The 13,538-nt window shown below is 72.2% G+C and carries 12 protein-coding genes; 3 read left to right on the top strand and 9 right to left on the bottom strand.

What is annotated here, in order from left to right; genetic code table 11:
• Positions 1-82: 82 nt before the first annotated feature.
• A complete protein-coding gene (locus ACFVIU_RS21285; protein WP_385844270.1) occupies positions 83-802 on the bottom strand; it encodes a lysophospholipid acyltransferase family protein in 720 nt (239 codons plus the stop codon).
• Positions 803-851: 49 nt separating this feature from the next.
• Positions 852-1,949: an Lrp/AsnC family transcriptional regulator gene (locus ACFVIU_RS21290; protein WP_385844271.1), complete on the bottom strand. Its 1,098-nt coding sequence runs from the start codon at positions 1,947-1,949 to the stop codon at positions 852-854.
• A gap of 112 nt (positions 1,950-2,061) precedes the next feature.
• Between ACFVIU_RS21290 and ACFVIU_RS21295 the strand changes: the two genes are divergently transcribed.
• Together ACFVIU_RS21295 and ACFVIU_RS21300 are read left to right on the top strand one after the other, a co-directional pair.
• Positions 2,062-3,282 (top strand): MFS transporter, encoded by a 1,221-nt coding sequence (locus ACFVIU_RS21295; RefSeq protein ID WP_385844272.1) that lies wholly within the window; start codon positions 2,062-2,064, stop codon positions 3,280-3,282.
• Positions 3,279-4,562, top strand: coding sequence for an amidohydrolase (locus ACFVIU_RS21300; RefSeq protein WP_385844273.1), 1,284 nt, complete (start codon positions 3,279-3,281; stop codon positions 4,560-4,562). Before ACFVIU_RS21295 ends, ACFVIU_RS21300 begins: the two co-directional genes overlap by 4 nt.
• A gap of 64 nt (positions 4,563-4,626) precedes the next feature.
• Here the strand turns inward: ACFVIU_RS21300 and ACFVIU_RS21305 are convergent, their stop codons facing one another.
• The 4 genes from ACFVIU_RS21305 to ACFVIU_RS21320 all read right to left on the bottom strand — a co-directional run bounded on the left by ACFVIU_RS21305 (position 4,627) and on the right by ACFVIU_RS21320 (position 10,096).
• Entirely contained in the window at positions 4,627-7,281 is a 2,655-nt protein-coding gene (locus ACFVIU_RS21305; protein ID WP_385844274.1) for a WD40/YVTN/BNR-like repeat-containing protein, read from the bottom strand.
• A 151-nt stretch (positions 7,282-7,432) separates the two neighbouring features.
• Positions 7,433-8,650: an ornithine--oxo-acid transaminase gene (gene rocD, locus ACFVIU_RS21310; RefSeq protein ID WP_385844276.1), complete on the bottom strand. Its 1,218-nt coding sequence runs from the start codon at positions 8,648-8,650 to the stop codon at positions 7,433-7,435.
• Positions 8,650-9,459 carry a dimethylargininase gene (ddaH, locus tag ACFVIU_RS21315; protein WP_385844277.1) on the bottom strand — a complete coding sequence of 270 codons (810 nt, stop codon included), beginning with the start codon at positions 9,457-9,459 and terminating at the stop codon, positions 8,650-8,652. Before ddaH ends, rocD begins: the two co-directional genes overlap by 1 nt.
• A gap of 151 nt (positions 9,460-9,610) precedes the next feature.
• Positions 9,611-10,096, bottom strand: coding sequence for an Lrp/AsnC family transcriptional regulator (locus ACFVIU_RS21320; protein ID WP_385844279.1), 486 nt, complete (start codon positions 10,094-10,096; stop codon positions 9,611-9,613).
• An 85-nt stretch (positions 10,097-10,181) separates the two neighbouring features.
• Here ACFVIU_RS21320 and ACFVIU_RS21325 point away from each other — a divergent pair, with 85 nt between their 5' ends.
• Entirely contained in the window at positions 10,182-10,349 is a 168-nt protein-coding gene (locus ACFVIU_RS21325; RefSeq protein WP_385844280.1) for a hypothetical protein, read from the top strand.
• A 9-nt stretch (positions 10,350-10,358) separates the two neighbouring features.
• Here ACFVIU_RS21325 and ACFVIU_RS21330 read toward each other — a convergent pair whose 3' ends face one another.
• The 3 genes from ACFVIU_RS21330 to ACFVIU_RS21340 form a co-directional block, all read right to left on the bottom strand.
• The gene (locus ACFVIU_RS21330; protein WP_385844282.1) at positions 10,359-11,315 is read right to left on the bottom strand and encodes a cytochrome c oxidase assembly protein; all 957 of its coding nucleotides are present in this window, start codon (positions 11,313-11,315) and stop codon (positions 10,359-10,361) included.
• Positions 11,316-11,457: 142 nt separating this feature from the next.
• Positions 11,458-12,483, bottom strand: a complete 1,026-nt coding sequence (locus tag ACFVIU_RS21335; protein WP_385844283.1) for a 6-phosphofructokinase — start codon at positions 12,481-12,483, stop codon at positions 11,458-11,460.
• Between the two features lie 324 nt (positions 12,484-12,807).
• Positions 12,808-13,536 carry a type 1 glutamine amidotransferase gene (locus ACFVIU_RS21340; RefSeq protein ID WP_385844285.1) on the bottom strand — a complete coding sequence of 243 codons (729 nt, stop codon included), beginning with the start codon at positions 13,534-13,536 and terminating at the stop codon, positions 12,808-12,810.
• Between the last annotated feature and the right edge of the window lie 2 nt (positions 13,537-13,538).

Genomic DNA, 13,538 nt, shown 5'->3' on the forward strand with positions numbered 1-13,538 from the left:
GCGCGCGGGGCGGGGCGCCGGGGGGGGGGGGCCCCCGCGCCGCGGGGGGGGGGGCGGGCGCCCCCCCCCCCCCCCCCCCCGCTCAACTCCGCGGCGGCCGCGGGAGCTTGCGGGTGTTGCCCGAGGCTGCCTGCCGCTCCTTGACGACCGCCGCGTACTCGTCGACGTACTCCTGCCCGGACAGCGTGAGGATCGCGTACATGATCTCGTCGGTGACGGCCCGCAGGACGGCCTTCTCGTGCTCCATCCCGGCGTACCGGGAGAAGTCCAGCGGAGTGCCGAAGCGGATGGTGACCGGGCGGATCCGCGGGACCACCCGCCCGGGCGGCTGCGCCTCGAAGGTGCCGATCATCGCGCACGGCACCACCGGCACACCCGCCGTGAGCGCCATCACCGCGACCCCCACCTTGCCTTTGTAGAGCCGCCCGTCGTGCGAGCGCGTCCCTTCCGGGTAGACGCCGAGCAACTCGCCCCTGCCGAGCACCCCGAGCCCCTCGCGGATCGCGGCCCGGCCCGCCTCCCGGCCCGAGCGGTCCACCGGGATCTGCCCGGCGCTGCGGAAGAAGAACGCGGTCAGCCGCCCCTTCACCCCCGGCCCGGTGAAGTACTCCGCCTTGGCGAGGAAGGTGATGCGCCGCTTCAGCATCGCCGGCATCAGAAAGTGGTCCGAGAAGGAGAGATGGTTGCCGGCGACGATGGCCGGGCCGTGCGCCGGCACGTTCTCCAGGCCCTCGATCCGGGGCCGGAAGACCAGCCGGAGCAAGGGGCCCAGCAGCACGTACTTGAGCAGGTAGTAGAACACGGCTCACCCTCCGCCCGGTCCGTATCCGACCAGGCTGACCCCTGCCGGGTCACCTGACAAGCGGGTGCGGCGGCTCGGGCGGCGCGAACGGCACCCGGCCGGCGGCCCGGCCGTGGGCGTCGAGCAGCCGGCCCATCCGCTTCGGCGAGTGCAGCACCACCGTGCGGTCCTTCACCTCCAGCATCGGGAAGCGGTCCGCGAGCAGCGCCTCGAACGGGTCGACCGAACCCAGCTCGGGCAGCCACACCAGCACGAGCAGGTTGTACCGGCCGCTCACCGAGGCGCACATCCGCACCTGGTCGAGGCGGGCCAGGGCGTTTCCGGTGTGGGCGAGATGGACGTGCGGCACATGGGCGCGGTAGACGACCGTCGTCGACAGCCCGGCGAGCTGGTGCGCCAGATCGCAGCGGATGGTGACGTCCCCCGCCCGCAGCATGCGCCCGAGCCGGCGGCGAACCGTGTGCTCGCTCAGGCCCGTCACCGCCGCCAGTTCGGTGTAGCCGAGCCGGCCGTCCTCGGCGAGCGCGTCGAGCATGGCCCGGTCCTCACGCGCGGGCCCGCCGTGCGTGCGCGCGCTGTACGGCGCGCGGGCCGGCGGCCGGGCGTCGCCGAGGGCGGCACGGTCGGCCGGGCCCATCGCCCGGGTGCGCCAGTCGCTGCCCTCGCCGTACTGGGTGATCCCCAGCAGGGTGCGGATCGTACGGACCCCGCGCAGCCCGCCGATCTCCTCGCGCACCGCCCGGCCCAGGGTGCCGAGGTCGGGCGCCGCCACCCCGAGGAACAGATCGAAGTCACCGGCGGTCTCGTCCACGCTGAACACCCACGGCAGCCGGGCCACCGCGGCGCTCACCGACTCCAGACGGCGGGGCCGGCACCGCACCTCCACATGGGCGACCGTGAGCGTCTTCGCCGCGTCGTACGCCGTGATCCAGGCCAGTCCGCCCGCGCGCAGCCGCTCCCAGCGCCGGGCCGCCGTGGTCGCGTCCACGCCCAGCGCCCGGCCGATCCGGGACCAGGGGGCGCGGGGCGCGGTCTGCAAGGCGTCGACGAGCGCCAGATCCAGCTCGGAGAAGCGGAGGCTGCCGGAATCCGGCAGAACAGAGGCCTCGCTGATGGTTTCCGGCAATTTCCGAGGTGTTCCGCTCATGGGCCGGATCGTAAGGGCACTTCCCGCCGGGCCGCAGCCCTCCCGGCCGTACCGAACCGCCCCCGAGCCACCCGTGAGGCCCCGCGCCGCATCCGAGCCCGAGAGGAGTGCCGTGTCCCGGACCGTCCGGACCACCGTCACCCTGCTCTTCGCCGCCTGGCTGGTCGACTACGCCGACCGCCTCGTGATCAACCTCGCCCTGCCCTCGCTCGGCCACGAGTTCCGGCTCGGGCACGGCGCGCAGGGCTTGCTGGTCTCCGCGTTCTTCCTCGCGTACGCCCTCTGCCAGATCCCCGGCGGCATGCTCAGCGACCGGTTCGGGGCACGCCGGGTGACCTGCTGGGCGCTGCTGCTGTGGTCCGTGTTCACCGCCCTCACCGGGTTCGCCCGGTCCTTCGCCGTGCTGCTCGTCGTACGGTTCCTGTTCGGCATGGCCGAGGGTGCCTTCCCGCCGGCCTCCACCACGCTGCTGGTGGAGCGGACCACGCCCGCGCAGCGGATGGGCGCCAACGGCCTGATCCTCAGCTCCAACGCGTTCGCCGCGGTCCTGGTCCCGCTCCTCGCCGCCCCGCTGATCAGCGCCTTCGGCTGGCGCTCGGCCTTCTTCTCGACGGCCGCCCTCGGCGTGCTCGTCCTGGGGGCGCTACGGCTGTGGCTGCCGGCCCCGCTCGACGGCGGCGGCACCCCGGCCCCGGCCGGCCGGGAGGTGCTGGGGCAGGTGCTGCGCACCGGTGTGCTGTGGCGCTTCGCCGGGATGATGTACGGCTACAACACCATCGTCTGGGGCCTGACCACCTGGGTGCCCACCTACCTCGACGACGACCGCGGGGTCTCCCTCACCTCGATCGGCGCCCTGGCCGCCGTACCGGCGCTCGGCGCGGCCATCGCCACGATCGTCGGCGGGCGGCTGGCCGACCGGCTCGGCGGGCACCACCGCACGGTGATCGTGCCCGCCATGGCGGTGTCCGCGCTCGCCCTGGCGCTGCTGGCCGTGGTCTCCTCGCTCACCGGCTTCCTCGTCCTGGTCGCGGTGGCCGTCTCCGTCGCCTCCCTCGCCTACATGCCGATCTTCGCCGTGCCGCTGCGCGCGCTGCCGCCCGGTCGGGTCGGTGTGGGCAGCGCCGTGATCGTCTTCGGTGGCCAGCTCGCCGGCATGATCACCCCGCCGGTCCTGGGCGTCCTCGCCGACGCCTTCTCCTTCCGGGCCGCCTTCGCCTGTCTGGTCCTGGGCGCGGTCGCCGCCGCCGTCATGGCGTGGCTGACCCCGCAGGACGCCGACGCGTTCCGCGCGGCCGCCCTCCTTTCCGACGCACGCACTCTGGAGCCCTCATGACCCTCGCCCCCCTGCTCGCCGGACTCCCGGACCGCCTGCCCGGCCTGCTCGCCCTCTACCAGGACCTGCACGCCCACCCCGAGCTGTCCTTCCAGGAGTTCCGCACCGCCCGGACCGTGGCCGCCCGCCTGCGCGAGCAGGGCTGGGAGGTCACCGAGGGAATCGGCGGCACCGGTGTGGTCGGCGTCCTCGCGAACGGCCCCGGGCCGGTCGTCCTGCTGCGCGCCGACATGGACGCCCTGCCGGTCAAGGAGGAGACGGGACTGCCGTACGCCTCCACCGCGACCGGCACCGACGCCCGCGGCGAGGAGGTGCCCGTGATGCACGCCTGCGGGCACGACATGCACGTCACCTGCCTGCTCGGCGCCACCGCCCTGCTGGCCGCCGCCCGGGACCACTGGCGGGGCACGGTGGTCGCGGTGTTCCAGCCCGCCGAGGAGGTCGGCGGGGCCGCGGTGATGGTCGGTGACGGCTTCGCGGACCGCTTTCCCCGGCCCGACGTCTGCCTCGGCCAGCATGTGGCCCCCGCCCCCGCCGGGGTCGTCGGCACCCGCCCCGGACCGGTGATGGCGGCCTCCGACAGCTTCCGCATCACCCTGTTCGGGCGGGGCGGACACGGCTCCAGCCCGGAGCTGACCGTGGACCCGATCGTCATGGCGGCCGCGGTCGTCACCCGCCTGCAGACCGTCGTCTCCCGCGAGATCGGCGCCAACCAGGCCGCCGTGGTGACGGTCGGCTCGATCCACAGCGGTACGAAGGAGAACATCATCCCGGACACCGCCGAACTGACCGTCAACATCCGCTCCACCACCACGGCGGTGCGCGAACGGGTGCTGGCGGCGGTCGAGCGGATCGTGCGGGCCGAGGCCGCCGCCTCAGGAGCCCCCAAGGACCCGCAGATCGAACCCCTCAAGTCCTTCCCGGTCCTGTCCAACGACCCCGCGGCCACCGCCGCCGTCCAGACCGCCCTGACCGGCGCGCTCGGCGAGGGACGCGTCCTCGCCCTGCCCCAGCCCATCACCGGCAGCGAGGACTTCGGCATCTTCGGCACCACCCTCGGCGTCCCCTCCGTCTTCTGGCACTTCGGCGGCGCCGACCCTGCCCTCTACACCGGCGTCTCCCTCACCGGCCTGCTGGAGAACGGCCTGCCCTCGCACATCCCGTCCAACCACTCCCCGCACTTCGCGCCCCTGCCGAGGCCGGCCATCCAGACCGGCGTGACGACCCTGCTGGCCGCGGCCGCGCACTGGCTGTGCCCGGCGGCGCCTGCCTCCGCCTGACGTTTTCCGCCGTACGCCAAGAGGCCCCGGGAGATTCCCGGGGCCTCTTCGTCACAGCGGGGGCCTACGGCATCGCCGTCTTCCAGATGCCGCGGCCGTGCGTGGCCGCGTACATCCGGCTGCCGTCCGGGCTCGGCGACAGATAGACCGCCGGCGAGGTGGGCAGGTTGGTGCCCAGCCGGGACCAGTGGCCGGCCGAGGTGCTGGTGAAGACACCGAGGTCGGTGGCGACCACGAGGGTGCCGTCCCGGGTGACCAGCGCCGCGTTGGCCGGGGCGTCCGGGAAGGAGTCCGTGGCGGCGGCGTCACCGCTGACGTCGGTCCAGGTCGCGCCGCCGTCCGTGGTCCGCCAGACATGGCCGTAGCCGGCGCCGGGGCCCTCGTTCCAGTGCCGCGAGAAGCCGTTGACCACCGCGTAGACCGTCTTGCCGGAGGCGTCGGACGGGTCGATGCTCAGCCCGGCGACATAGCGGTTCGGGAAGTCGGCGGGCAGGTTCACCTGGTGCCAGGTACCGCCGTAGTTGGTGGCGATGCCCCGGCCGAAGGTGCCGTCCACCTTCGAGCAGGGGCCGCACCAGGCCGCCCAGCTCACATGGCCGCGGCTGGCGACTGCGGAGGCGGAGTGGCCCGCGCCCAGGTCGTACAGCCTGGTCCAGTCGGCGCCCGAGGTGCTCTGCCAGGTCCTGGTGTTGCCCCACACGTACTGGCCGCCCGCGATCCACAGGCCGTTCGGGTCGGTCTCGTCCGCGGCGAACGGGGCGATGAAGCGGGCCCCCGGGTCGCCCGGTGCGATGTCCGTGATGACGTCCTCGGCGCCGTCGGCGCTCGCGGTGTAGCCGCAGTTGTCGGTGATCTGGAGCGCCAGGTCGACGTACTCGCCGACCGTCTGGCAGCCGTTGGCGGGGTTGACCAGCTGGTCGCCGCCGTCGCCGCCGAACGGGGAGACCATCTCGCCGTCCGGGTTGAGCTGCGCGCCCTGGTAGGTGGCGCCCTTGGGGGCCAGCAGCGAGACGCCGTTGTCCTGGAGACCGCCCCAGACGGCCTCGCCGCTGCCGTCGGTCATCTTCCCCGCGCGCACCGAGTAGTACTGGAGGCTGCGCAGCGTGCCGGACTCGTTGAGGTTGCGCCAGCCGGACGTGGTCTGCGCGGTGGGACGGGCGTAGGCGCCGCCGTCGTTGCCGACGAAGACCTCCGGGGCCCTGCCGGGCCACTGGGAGATGGCGAGGGCGTGCTGGTCGGAGTGCATCACATCGCCGTCACACGTGTCCGCGGCCGGATCGGGCGAGTAGCACGGCATGCCGAAGTTCCAGTACCGGCCGATCGTCTTCCAGGTGGCGCCGCCGTCCCGGGACTCGAACATCTCCTCGAGGCCCAGGTAGACATGGTTCGGGTCGGTCGGGTCGACCGTGATGACCTGGTCGTACCAGGACTGGGAGCCGGGCTGGTAGCCGGTGCCGATCTCGTTGACCTTCATCGCGGAACCGCTGGCGGACAGCGAGGAGGCCGACGCGATCTGCTTGAACGGGCCGTCGGCGTTGCCGCTGGAGCTGACGTACACACCGGCGAGGACCGAGTAGACGCCGGAGCCGGAGGACTTGTTCAGGAGCTTGGGGGACTCCATCGAGACATACAGCTTGCTGCCGTCGGCCGAGTAGGCGAAGGCCGCGTTGCCGATCTCGGCGGGGTTGACCGCGCCGGTCGGGTTGGCGCGTTTCCAGGTGACGCCCGCGTCCGCGGAGTAGTAGAAGCCGTTGTAGGCCGCGCCGCCGCGCCAGGCCACGTCTGCGAGCAGCTTCCTGCCGTCGCTGCCGGGCTGTACGGCGATGTCGTCGGCGATGTCCGCGTAGTGGCTGTCCACCCCGCAGCTCACCCCGGTGATCCCGACGCCCGCGCAGGGGGCGAGGACCTTGGTCCAGGTGCTGGACCGGTCGGCCGACAGCGGGCGCCGGAAGACGCCGTGCGAGGAGGCCGCGAAGACGTAACCGGCCGCCTTGTCGAAGGTGAGGGTGTGCACGGAGCTGCTGTCCAGCTCGGTGCCGCCGACCTTGTCGCTCTCCGCGAAGGTGCCGGTGACCGGGTCGGCGAGCCGGTAGACGCCGCTGCCCAGGTAGTTGTCGGAGGCGGTGGTCGCCTCGCCGGTGGCCAGCCACAGCGAGCCGTCGGGCGCGACCGCGAGGGCACCCACGGACAGCGCGGGCAGCCGGTCGGCGATCGGCGTCCAGGTCCTGCCGTCGTCGGTGGAGCGGAACACGCCACCGCCGGCGGCGCCCGCGTAGACCACACCGGTGTGGCCGGGGTCGGTGGCCAGGGCGGCGATCCGGCCCGCCGAATGGCCCGCCCCGCCACCGGAGTTGGAGGCGGACTGGTCGCGGTAGTGGGCGGCGTCCTCGTTGTACGGAGAGGTGGTGACCTCCGACCAACTGCCGGACGCCACCGGCATGTTCTTGATGTGGGCCCAGGCGGCGGCGTAGGCGCCCGGAGCGACCTGGTCGCTGGGGGAGAGCCGCGGCTCGTTGAACGAGTCGATGGACTCCATCAGTTCGTGGGACTCCTCGCCCGCCACGTCATGGCGGCCGGTTCCCGTGTCGCTGCCCGCTCCGAACGCGGCGACGGGTCCCGTCCCGGCTATCAGGAGTGCGGCGGCGGTGGCGGCGAATGCCGCTCTACCGCCGCCGTTCGCGCCGCGGCGCGGTCTGCGCCGTGCGGAAGTGACGCGCATGGACTTTTCTCCGGCTGCTCCGGCACGGGGCGCGGCCGCCCCTACGGCCGCACATGATCTCCCGTTGCCGAGCGCCGGAACGGTACTCCTGTGAACCGCCTTTGTCCTAGGGGCCGGACAGGAGTTGATGGTCCCAGGACCAGGACGTTACTCAGGCGAGCACCTTCTCCAGGGCCGCCAGCGCGGAACGCAGCTCCTCGGCGGTGATGGTCAGCGGCGGCGCCAGCCGGACGGTGGAGCCATGGGTGTCCTTGGCCAGGACGCCCTCCCGCATCAGCCGCTCGCTGATCTCACGGCCGGTGCCGATGGCCGGGTCGATGTCCACGCCCGCCCACAGGCCCCGGGAGCGGAAGCCGACCACGCCCCTGCCGACCAGCTCGGTCAGCCCGCCGCGCAGGACGACACCCAGCTCGGCGGCGCGGCGCTGGTACTCGCCGGTCTCCAGCAGCTCCACCACGGCCGTGCCGACCGCCGCGGCCAGCGGGTTGCCGCCGAACGTCGAGCCGTGCTCGCCCGGGTGCAGCACCCCCAGCACCTCGCGCCGGGCCACCACCGCCGACACCGGTACGATCCCGCCGCCCAGGGCCTTGCCGAGCAGCAGCACGTCCGGCACGACGTCCTCGTGCTCGACGGCGAGGGTACGGCCGGTGCGGCCCAGCCCCGACTGGATCTCGTCCGCGATGAACAGGCACCCCGCGCGCCGGGTCAGCTCCCGCACCCCGGCGAGATAGCCGTCGTCCGGGATGATCACGCCGGCCTCGCCCTGGATGGGCTCGATCAGCACCGCCGCGGTGGTCTCGTCGACCGCCGCCTCCAGCGCGGCCAGGTCGTTGTACGGCACGACCCGGAAGCCGGGGGTGAAGGGGCCGAAGCCGGCGCGGGCCGTCTCGTCGGTGGAGAAGCTGACGATGGTCGTCGTACGGCCGTGGAAGTTCTCCGCCGCGACCACGATCGTCGCCCGGTCGGCCGGGACGCCCTTCACGTCGTAGGCCCACTTGCGGGCCACCTTGATGCCGCTCTCCACCGCCTCGGCGCCGGTGTTCATCGGCAGCACCATGTCCAGGCCGGTCAGCTCCGCGAGCCGCTCGGCGAACTCGGCGAGCCGGTCGTTGTGGAACGCCCGCGAGGTGAGCGTCAGCCGGTCCAGCTGGCGGTGCGCGGCCTCGATCAGCGCCGGGTGCCGGTGGCCGAAGTTCAGCGCCGAGTACCCGGCGAGCATGTCGAGGTAGCGGTTGCCCTCGACGTCCTCCACCCAGGTGCCCTCGGCACGCGCGACGACCACGGGCAGCGGGTGGTAGTTGTGCGCGAGGACCGGCTCCTCGGCGCGGATCAGGTCGCCGGACGTACGGGTGCGGGCGGGTGCGGTCATCAGCGGATCTCCTGGGTGCAGCACTTGATGCCGCCGCCGGCCTTGTGGAACTCGGACAGGTCGACGGGGACGGGGTGGTAGCCGTGGTCGGCGAGGCGTTCGGCGAGCGCCTCGGCCCGGGGCGCGATGAAGACGTTCCGGCCGTCGGAGACGGAGTTCAGCCCGAACGCCATCGCGTCCTCGCGGGTGGCGAGCACCGCGTCCGGGTACAGCCGCCGCAGCACCTCCCGGCTGCCCGCGGAGAACGCCTCCGGGTAGTAGCAGATGTTGTCGTCGTCCAGCACGAACAGCGCCGTGTCCAGGTGGTAGAAGTACGGGTCCACCAGCGTCAGACCGATCACCGGGTGGCCGAGGAACTCCTGCGCCTCCCGGTGCGCCTCACGGGTGGTGCGGAACCCGGTGCCGGCGAGCACGTACCGGCCCGTCCACACCAGGTCGCCCTCGCCCTCGGACACCGACTCGGGGCGGTAGACGTCGTACCCCGCCGTCTTGAACCAGGTGTCGTAGTGCGTGGACTCGGGACGCCGCTCCGGCGCGTGGAACAGGGAGCCGAAGACCCGGCCGCCCACCACGAACGCGGCGTTCGCGGCGAACACCATGTCCGGCAGCCCGGGCACCGGCTCGACCGCGTCCACGGTGTGGCCATGGGCGCGGTAGACGCGGATCAGCTCCTGCCACTGCTCCTGGGCGAGGTCCACGTCGACCGGCCGGTCGGGATGCATCCAGGGGTTGATCGCGTATTGCACCGCGAAGTGTCTGGGTTCGCAGACGAGAAAGCGCCGGTGGCGCTGTGCACGGCTCTCCGACACAGAGGGTTTCCTCCGCTTTGCTGACTGTCACTGGGGGTGACACCACGGTAGAAAGCGAGGAGGACGGACGACAAGAATGAAAAGCTGCGTGGATGTGCAGCATTGCTGCGTCTTTCCAGGGGTGCACGCACGAGTGCTGCGCCTGCTCGGGTCACTCCGGTGCCGCATGGGTGGCACCCGCTTCCGGGCTTTCCGGGAGGAGGTGGGACAACACCATCACACTGATCGTCTTCCGGATGAACGGCTCGACGCGGATCCGCTCCAGCACCTCCTCGAAGTGCTCCACATCCCGCGCCCGCACATGCAGCAGCGCGTCCGCGCCGCCGGTCACGGTCATGGCCGCCGTGATCTCCGGGTGGTTGCGCACCACCTCGGCGATCCGCCGGGGCGGGGCCGCGCCTTCGCAGTACACCTCGACATACGCCTCCGTGCGCCAGCCGAGCGCCGCGGGCTTCACCGTCGCCGTGAACCCGGTGATCACCCCGGTCTCCCGGAGCCGGTCCACGCGCCGCTTGACCGCCGTGGCGGACAGCCCGATGTCCGCGCCGATCTCGGCGAAACTGGTCCGGGCGTTGGCCATCAGCGCGGTGATGATCTTGCGGTCGAGGTCGTCGAACGACGACGTCCTGCTGTTCATGCGGGCACTGTAATCACCGAGGGCATCCCCTTTCGCCCGCAGCCGGGGCACCATGGTCGGTACGGACCATGAGGAGGGTGTCGCGATGCCCGGTTCCACAAGCGGTTCCACCAAGGCGATGGGGGCACTCACGGTCGGCGGGCTCGTCGCCGTGACCGCCTACACGGTCGCGCTCGGCAGCAACAGCTGGCTGTGGTTCGGCTGGGTGGTGCTGGGCCTGCTGACCCTCGCCATGGTCCTCACCCAGCCGTAGGCCGTCCGCTCAGCCCTTGCGGGCGCCGAGCGAGGCCAGATAGGCGTTGTACGCCTCCAGCTCCTTGTCGCCGTCCCGGTCCGCGGCCCGGTCCGTGCGCCTGGCCTGCCGCTGCTCGGAGCGGTACCACTGGAACAGCAGGGCGATCAGCACCAGCACGGACGGGACCTCGCTGAAGGCCCAGGCGATGCCGCCGGCCGAGACCTGGTCGGCCAGCGCGTCGACGCCGAGCGAGGCCGGCGGGTGCTCGAACGTCTCCACCATCGGCGCCGACGCCATCATCAGCGCGATGCCGAAGAACGCGTGGAACGGCATGCCCGCGAACAGCTCCAGCATCCGCATCACGTACCCCGGCCGGTGCGGGCCCGGGTCGACCCCCATGATCGGCCAGAAGAACACCACGCCCACCGCCAGGAAGTGCACCATCATCGCGATGTGCCCGGCCCTGGACCCCATCAGGAAGTCGAACAGCGGGGTGAAGTACAGCGCGTACAGGCTCGCGATGAACAGCGGGATGGTGAAGGCCGGGTGGGTGATGATCCGCATGTACCGGCTGTGCAGCAGCGCCAGCAGCAGCTCGCGCGGACCCTTGCGGCCCCGGCCCCGGCCGGCGGCCGGCAGCGCCCGCAGCGCCAGGGTGACCGGTGCGCCGAGCAGGATCAGGATCGGCGACAGCATGCTGATGATCATGTGCTGCACCATGTGCACGCTGAACATGACCATGCCGTAGTCGTTCAGCCTGGTGCACATCACCAGGCCGATGGTCGCAACACCCACGGCGTACGACACCGTACGGCCCACCGGCCACGCGTCCCCGCGCCGCCGCAGCCGCACCACACCCCAGCCGTACAGACCCAGCCCCAGCAGACAGGCGACGAGGAAGAACGGGTCCGCCGACCACTGGAGCCCCCGCCCCAGCGTGAACGGCGGCAGATCCATCATCATGCCGTGCCCGCCGTGATCCATCCTGCGGCTCCTGGTTCGTGGGGGTGTGCGGTGTCTGTCCACAGCTGTCTGTGTCCGCACCAAGAGTAGAACCGCCCCCGGTCACGACGGTGACCGGGGGCGGGTTGTTCTCGGCCGAACCACAGCCCACAGCCCGGACGGGCTAGAGCACGCACTCCGCCTCGTCGTAGCGCTCGGTCGGCACCGTCTTGAGGGTCTCGACCGCCTCCGCCAGCGACACCATCACGATGTCGGTCCCGCGCAGCGCCGTCATCATGCCGAACTCGCCCCGGTGCACGGCCTCCACGGCGTGCCAGCCGAACCGCGTCGCCAGCACCCGGTCGTAGGCGGTCGGCGTGCCACCCCGCTGCACATGCCCGAGGATGACCGGCCGCGCCTCCTTGCCGAGCCGCTGCTCCAGCTCCACCGAGAGCTGACGCGCTATGCCGGCGAACCGCTCGTGCCCGTAGATGTCCTTGCCGCCCTCGTCGAAGTCCATGGTGCCCGGCTTCGGCTTGGCGCCCTCGGCGGCGACCACGATGGCGAACCGCTTGCCCGCCGCGAACCGCTCGCCGACCTTCCTGGTCAACTCGTCGATGTCGAAGGGCCGTTCCGGTACCACGACGGCGTGGGCGCCGGCCGCCATGCCGGAGTGCAGCGCGATCCAGCCGGTGTGCCGGCCCATGACCTCCACGATCAGCACCCGCTGGTGCGACTCGGCGGTGGTCTTCAGCCGGTCCAGGGCCTCCGTCGCGACACCGACGGCGGTGTCGAAGCCGAAGGTGACGTCCGTGACGGCGATGTCGTTGTCGATGGTCTTGGGCACGCCCACGATGGGCAGCCCGTTGTCCGACAGCAGCCGGGCCGCCTTCAGGGTGCCCTCACCGCCGATCGGGATGATCGCGTCCAGGCCGAGTTCCGCGACATGGCCCCTGGCCCGCTCCACCCCGTCCCGCAGATGCTCCGGACGGACCCGGGAGGAGCCGAGGATGGTGCCGCCGCGCGCCAGGATGCCGCCCACGGCGTCGAGGTCGAGCTTCGTGTAGTCGCATTCCAGGAGGCCCTTCCAGCCGTCCCGGAAGCCGATGACCTCGTCGCCGTGGTCGGCGACGGCACGGTGCACGACGGACCGGATGACGGCGTTCAGGCCGGGGCAGTCGCCGCCGGACGTGAGGACACCAATGCGCATAGCCCGTTTACCTTCTCAACGTGGGCCGGTCAGACCGGACCACGTTGTCCGGCGGATTCACCGCCACCCTACCGGCGCGAGGGGGCCCCGCCGTAGCGGGCGTCCGCCTGCTGGACGCGCCCGCACATGTGAGCGGACGGCCCGTCAGGCGGGCTCCCCGCCGCCCCGCCGAAGGCCACGGAAAAGCCCCCTGACCTGGAGCGCAAGCGCTCAGGCAGGGGGCTTCCCGGCAGTGATCAACCGTGCCTGCGCAGGCTGCTGCGCAACCGTGCCTACGCAGGCTGCTGCGCAACAGCGCCTACGCAGGCTGCTGCGCAACAGTGCCTACGCAGGCTGCTGCGCAGCCGCGATGCGCTCGTTGCGGAGCGCCTCGTACCAGCGGTCGTCGATCGGCGGCAGCGCATTGACGTCGAGCGCCAGCTTCAGCAGCAGATCGGCGATCAGCGGGTTGCGGGCGAGGACCGGGCCGTGCATGTACGTCCCGAAGACCGTCCCGTTGTACGCGCCCTCCGTGCCGTCCCCGGTGCCGTTGCCCTTGCCGATCTGCACCCGGGCCAGCGGGCGGGCCGCCGGGCCGAGGTGGGTGACGCCCTGGTGGTTCTCGAAGCCGGTCAGCGGGGGCAGGCCCAGCTGCGGGTCGATGTCGGCCAGGACGTCGCCGACGCACCGCTCGCCCTCGCCGCGCACCGACACCACGTCCAGCAGACCGAGGCCCGGCTCGCGCTGGCCCAGGTCGTTGATGAACTCGTGGCCCAGGATCTGGTAGCCGGCGCAGACGGAGAAGACGATCGCGCCGTTCTGCACCGCCCGCTGGAGATGACCGTCCCGGCGCAGCCGCTCGGCGGCGAGCCGCTGCGGACGGTCCTCGCCACCGCCGATCAGGTAGATGTCGCCCGAGGTCGGGATCGGCTGGTCGCTGCGGACGTCCAGCCGGGCCACGTCCAGGCCGCGCTGCCGGGCCCGGCGCTCCACGACGAGCACATTGCCCTGGTCACCGTAGGTGCTGAGCAGGTCCGGATAGATCCACACCAGCCGCAGTTGGTTGTCGCTCATGA

The sequence above is a fragment of the Streptomyces sp. NPDC127190 genome (assembly GCF_042672505.1).
Lineage (GTDB): Bacteria > Actinomycetota > Actinomycetes > Streptomycetales > Streptomycetaceae > Streptomyces.